Genomic DNA, 6116 nt, shown 5'->3' with positions numbered 1-6116 from the left:
GTCCAGGACCCTTGCGATGAACATGCATCCCCACCCGACGCCACCGCCCGACAGCGTGCCGCTGATCGACAATCCCTTCACCCCCGAGATTTTCGCGACCGGCATCTCCGGCCTGTCGGTGATCAACGGCATCGTCTGCATCACCGTCGAAAGCGCGCGCTGCGATCACACCAAGGCGCAGCCGGCGATGGAACGCGTCGTCGTCGGCCGGCTCGCGCTGTCGGTGCCCGCCGCGCAGGGGCTGCTCGCCGGCCTGTTCGACTTCATGGGCCAGCACGGCATCAACCCCCTCGTCACGAACGGAACCGTCACATGCCAGTAAGCTATCGCCCGAGCCTCGGCGCGGCGTGGATCGCCGCGGCGGGATCGCCCTCCTACCGGCTCGGCCATGGCGAGGCGCTGCCGCCGCTGCCGCGCGGCATCACCGGGCCGCATGCCGCGATGGCGCTGCTCGCCGGATCGCCGCTCGCCCCCGCGGTCGCGATCCGCTTCACGCCCCGGCCCTGACCGGACGCGGGCGGCCCGCCGCGAGAGCGCGCCGCCCGCCCGCCATCAGAAGCCCATGGTGAGCGTCGCCGACACCGCGCGCGGCGCGCCGATCTGCGCATAGGTCAGCGACGCGGTCGAGGTCGTGCCGCTGAACCCGCCGACGTACAAGGTGTCGAACAGGTTGCTGACGTTGAGCTGCAGATAGGTCTGGTCGTTGAGCCCGAGCGGCTCGAGCGAGAAGCGCGCATCGAGGTTGACCAGCGTATAGGCCGGCGCCTTTGCGCCATAGACCTGTACCCCGCCGATCACGACCGGCAGGTTCTGGTCGTTGACATAGCGTTCGCCGGTCCGCTTCGCCTCGATGCCGAGCCGCACCGGCCCGGCATGGCCCTCGACGCGGCCGCCGAACGTATAGGTCGGCGCCCCCGCCTCGCGCTTGCCCGCGGTCAGATAGGTGGTCGTCGCGCTCGCCTGCACGTCGTTGAGGATCTTCGACTTGAGATAGGAGCCGAACGCATAGAGCGTCAGCGCGCGCACCGGCCGGTAGCTGACGCTGCCGTCGACGCCATATTTGTGCACCGTGCCGAGGTTGCGGTAGATCGTCGTGTTGGTCTCGAGATCGTAGGACGACGCCAGCCGGTCGTGGAACACCGTGTACCAGCCGGACAGCTGCGCCTGGACGCGCCCCGCCTGATAGCGCAGCCCCGCGTCGAGATTGTCGGTCGTCTCGGGCTTCGCGCCCTCGGCGCCGCTGGTGCCCTGCGCATAATAGAAGCTGTTGTAGAGATTGTCGGTGCCCGGCACCTGCATCCCCTTCGAATAGTTCGCAAAGAAGGCGAGCGGCGCGGTCAGTTGATAGACCAGCCCGGCGCTCGGCAGCACCCGGCTGTAGTGGAAGACGCGATTCTGCGGCCCCTGATAAGTGGGATAGGCCGCGGCGATGATCGCGTCGGTCGCGGCATTCCGGCCCGAGCAGATCAGCGCTCCGCTCGCGCTGGTCGTGAAACAATAATTGGTCAGGTCGCGCGTGAAGAAGGGCGCGCGCACGCCGGCGGTGAGCGTCAGCCGGCTGTCGAGGAAGCGGCCGCGATATTCGCCGAACGCCTGGTTGAGGATCGCCTTCGACAGGCGGTCGCGCTTCTGCAAGGCGGTGCCGGTCGAATCGAGCAGCGGCGCTTCGCTCGGGAAGGGCGTGCTGGCGAAGCCGTAGCCGTTGATCGTGGTCAGCTCGCCGGTCTGGCGGTGCCGCCCGTAATCGAGGCTGTAGCCGATCCGCACCGTCTGGAACGGATTGAAATCGTAGCGCAGACCGAGATTGAGCAGATAGCGGTCGGTATGGGTGGTGCTCGGCGCGCTGACCAGCACAGTGTCGTTGGTGTCGCCGTCGCCGTTGAGGTCGACCCCGCCGAAATAGGGCGTGCTGCCGACATAGCCCGCGACGCGCTGGCCGCCGATCGTCGCAAAGCCCTCGTTCGCGGTCGCGGTGCCGCCGCCGTTGGCGAGCGTATAGGCATAGGCCGCATCAACCGTCAGCACGAGCCGGTCGGCGAGCGTGAAGCGCGAATTGACGCGGACGTTGGCGGTCTTCGACGGATTGTAGCGATAGTCATAGGCACCGAAGCCGCACGCCACGCCGGCGCTGCTGACGCAATCGGCGACGTCGTAGAACCGCTCGGCGCGGGTCAGCGGAAAGCGGTTGCCCGATCCGGTACCGACGCTGCCGCCCACGGTGCTGAGCGGCACCGAACCGAAGAAGTTGTTGATGTTGCGGTTGTAGTGCCCGGCGATCGAGATGAAGTCGCCGTTGCTGCCGATCGGCTGATACACTTTGGCGTTGAACTGCGTCTTGTCGATCTTGCCCTTGTCGGTGAAGACGACATCGTTGGTCGACTTGCTGCCCGACAGCAGCAAGCGGGTGCCGAACGGGGTGATGACGCCGGTGTCGACCACGCCGAAAATCCGCATGAAGTCATAGTCGCCGACCGATCCGGCGACGCGGACGTGGAAGTCCTCGCTCGGATTGCGCGTCTGATAGTTGATCGTCGATCCGGTCGCCGAGGCGCTCGGACTGTCGACATCGGTCGAGCCGAGGCTGACGGTCGCCTGGCCGATCAGCTCGGGGTCGAGCTGCTGGTTGGAGTATATGGCGTAATTGCCGGTATCGTTGAGCGGAAAGCCGTCCCACATCTGCGACACGCGGCTGCCGTCGAAGCCGCGGATGCTGATCGTCCCGCCCGCCGATCCATAGGGATCGTTGTTCTGGAAGCTGACGCCCGGCAGCATGTTGAGCGTGTCGTTGATCGTCTGGCCCGGCGTTTCATGCTGGATGAAGCTGCTGTCGAGGCCGACCTTCGCCTTGGCGGTCGCGGGCAGCGTCACGCCGCCGACATTGGCGTCGGCCGCCTTGCCGGTGACGACGATATCGTCGAAGTCCTGCGTGCCCGTGGTCTGCGCCAGAGCCGGCGCGGCAAGCAGGGAGAGAGAGCAGCCGAGAAGGCCGCGGGTCAGATGAACCTGTTTCACAGTTGTTTCCCGAGTTGGCGGTGTCCAGCACGCCGCCCGGGCGGAGCCTCTAACCCGGGGCATTGACCACGGAATGTCCGCTATGTTGCGGTCACTCCGTGGAATGTTACGCGACATTGGCGCTTTATGACGCTTTTGTGACGCATTTGGCTTGCGACCCCGCCACCCGTCGGCGCGGCGGGGTCGCGGGCTGGCCTATAGCTTGACGCTGGTGCTCATGAAGAAGGCACGACCATAAGGATCATAGGTCGACGGATAGGTGTTCGCCTGCTCCTGATTGTCGCCGAGGATCGGCGGCTTGCGGTTGAACATGTTGTTGACGCCGACCGAGAAGGTGAAGCCCGGCTTGACGTCGAACGCCGCCGTCAGGTCGAAATAGTCATAGGGCTTGATCCGCTCGACCGTATAGGTCGTCGTATCGTCGTCGTCGCGCACCGCGGACAGATGGCGATAGAGGACCGATACGGTGATCGGGCCGGTCGCATAGGTGGTGCGCCCCGACAGCCGCCATTTGGCATAGGGGTTGCCGCAACTGATGCCGAACTTGCCTGCGCAGTTTAGCGTCAGGTCAGGGATCGCGGCGAGCGGGTTATAGTCGAAGGCGATCAGCCGCGTGCCGCTGAATCGGAAGTCGAGCCGGCTGGTGCTGCTGCCGAACGCGCCGAACGCCAATGGCAGGCCGTAGCGCGCCTCGAAGTCGACGCCGCGCGTCTTGACGCCGCCGGTGTTCGACAGCGTGTTGACCGCATCGGTGATCGCATAGCTGTTGGCGTCACGCGGCAGCGAGGCGCAATAGCTCGCATTATAGGCGGTATAGCCGTTGGTGGCGTCGCCATAACAGGCGCGGATCAGATTGGCCGTACCCGCCGAGGCGATATAGTTGGCGATCTTGATCTTGTAATAATCGGCGGTGAACGAGAAGCCGCGCAGGAAGGTAGGCTGGAGGACGATGCCGGCGGTATAGGTGTCGGACGTCTCCTCGCGCAGCGCGGCATTGCCGCCGGTCACCGTCTGAATCTGCGTGCTGCCGCCGTCATAGGCGGTGCCGAGCAGCGCCGCCGGCACGCCGGTGGCGAGACAGCTCGCGCGCAGATTGGCGTTGGTCACCGCCACCGCGAGCGTGCACGGATCGGTCGCGGTCGGGAAGTCCTGCGCCGAGCCGCTGTACAGATTGGCGACGGTCGGCGCGCGCACCGCCCGCGCATATTGGCCGCGGAAGGAGATATCCGCGATCGGCGCCCACACCGCGCCCGCCGAATAGGTGTTCACCGACTTGGCTGCGGTCGAATAATAGGAATAGCGATAGGCGCCGTTGATCTCGAGCTTGTGGATCAACGGCTTGTCGGCGAGCAGCGGCACCGCGACCTCGGTATACAGCTCCTTGACGTCATAGCCGCCGCTCAGCCCCTCACCGGCGTTGAAGCCGACGACGTCGCCCGACGACAGCGAGAAATCCGGGCTGTAGACGCCGTATTCCTTGCGATATTCGGTGCCGAACACGATGCCGACCGGCCCCGCGCCGAGGTCGAACAGATTCTTGTTGGAGATCGACGCGCTCGCCACCTGTTCGGTGATCGTGCTGCTGTTCTGCACCGGGATGGTGATGAACGCCGCCGCCGCGGAACTGATGTTGCCCGCGCCGAAGATGTTGAGCGGCACGCAGCCGTTGCTGCTGTCCGAACAGACGAGAGTGCCGCTCGAATCATAGGTGGTGCGCAGCGCCTGGAGCACGCGGCTGCGCGAGACGTTGCCGGTCTGCGTCTCGTCGGAGCGGGTGCGGGCATAGCTGTAATAAGCGTCATAGGCCCAGCCGTGACCGATATCGCCGTTGGCGCCGAGCACCGCGCGATAGGCGGTATTGTCGACGCTCGAGATGCGGTTGCCGACCTCGGTCAGCCGGCGGTAGATCGTCGAGGTGACATAGCCGTCGCCATCGGTGTCGAGCCCGGTGAGCAGCGCGCGCGACGACGCCGACAGGAACGACGAATCGGCGTCGAGCGCGACCGATCCGGTGAACGGCGTCGGCGCGAGCTGGTTCTTGACGCGGTTGTTGATCAATTGCCCTTCGGCATAGACGTTGAGCGCCGGGCTGACCTCGTAATGCGTCTGCGCGCTCATCAGGAACCGCTTCTGCGGCACCTGCAGATAATTGTAGGGCGCGTAATTATAGGCGTCGCTCGCCGCGCTGTAGGCGCTGTAGCTGCCGTCGGCGTTGAACTTGCGGTTGACGCCGCCGATCGCGAAGCGCGTGCCCTCGATCGATCCCGATCCGCCGGCGATCAGATTGCCGTCGCCGTCGTCGACCAGCGCCTGCCGCGAATAGGCGCGCTGCCCCTGCAATATCCCGTCGCGCTTGGTATAATCGAAATAGAGCGTCGCATTGCCGCGCCCGTCGGCGAAATTGCCGCCGAGCAGCAGGTTGGAATTGAACGTGCCGCCGTCACCCGCCTCGTTGATGCGGTAATTGGCGTTGGCCTGCACGCCGGTGAAGTCTTTCTTCATGACGAAATTGACGACGCCCGCGATCGCATCCGACCCGTAGATCGCCGACCGGCCGCCGGTGACGATGTCGACGCGCTCGATCAGCCCGGCGGGGATGGTGTTCAGATCGACGATCTGGCTCGAATCATACGATACGTAGCGGCGGCCGTTGACCAGCACGAGCGTCCGCGACGCGCCGAGGCCGCGCAGATCGGTGGTGGCGACGCCGCCGCCCGGATTGTTCGAGGCCGAGGTGATGCTCGGCACCAGCTGCGGCAGGTCCTTCAGGATGTTCTCGACGTTGACCTGGCCAGACAGCGCGATCTCGCGCGCGCTGACCACCGCGATCGGCGAGGATTGGTCGAGCGCCGCTCCGCCGAGCCGAGAACCGGTGACGACGATCTCGTCCTGCGGCGCCGCCTCGGGCGCGGTCTGCGCGTCGGCGGTGGCGGCGACGGCGGTGGCGTCGCTCTGGCACCATGCCGGCGTCGCACAGCCCAGCAGCAGCGTCGTGGCCAGCAATCGTCGACGGTGAACCCTTTGCATATCTTTACTCCACACCAGTCCTGAGATGGCGGCCCACCCTTATCGGGGATAATGGTACCGAACGTCAGGCATGCGGG

General features: G+C 65.7%; 4 protein-coding genes. 2 read left to right on the top strand and 2 right to left on the bottom strand.

What is annotated here, in order from left to right:
• A partial coding sequence (locus BW41_RS04585) for a hypothetical protein (RefSeq protein WP_327195562.1) occupies positions 1-322 on the top strand: 322 nt, incomplete at its 5' end.
• Positions 313-507: a hypothetical protein gene (locus BW41_RS04580; RefSeq protein WP_037531856.1), complete on the top strand. Its 195-nt coding sequence runs from the start codon at positions 313-315 to the stop codon at positions 505-507. The genes BW41_RS04585 and BW41_RS04580, both read left to right, overlap by 10 nt.
• Before the next feature lie 45 nt (positions 508-552).
• Here BW41_RS04580 and BW41_RS04575 read toward each other — a convergent pair whose 3' ends face one another.
• Both BW41_RS04575 and BW41_RS04570 read right to left on the bottom strand, forming a co-directional pair.
• Positions 553-3012 carry a TonB-dependent receptor gene (locus tag BW41_RS04575; protein ID WP_235199506.1) on the bottom strand — a complete coding sequence of 820 codons (2460 nt, stop codon included), beginning with the start codon at positions 3010-3012 and terminating at the stop codon, positions 553-555.
• 195 nt (positions 3013-3207) lie between these two features.
• A complete protein-coding gene (locus BW41_RS04570) occupies positions 3208-6015 on the bottom strand; it encodes a TonB-dependent receptor domain-containing protein (protein WP_235199505.1) in 2808 nt (935 codons plus the stop codon).
• Positions 6016-6116 lie beyond the last annotated feature (101 nt).

The sequence above is a fragment of the Sphingomonas sp. RIT328 genome (assembly GCF_000632225.1).
GTDB lineage: Bacteria > Pseudomonadota > Alphaproteobacteria > Sphingomonadales > Sphingomonadaceae > Sphingomonas > Sphingomonas kyungheensis.
Note: the sequence above shows the minus strand (reverse complement) of the source record. Positions and strands in the feature narration are given on the sequence as shown.

Coding starts and splice junctions, on each gene's coding strand:
- BW41_RS04580 (WP_037531856.1), top strand. CDS start 313: ATGCCAGTAAGCTATCGCCCGAGCCTCGGCGCGGCGTGGATCGCCGCG.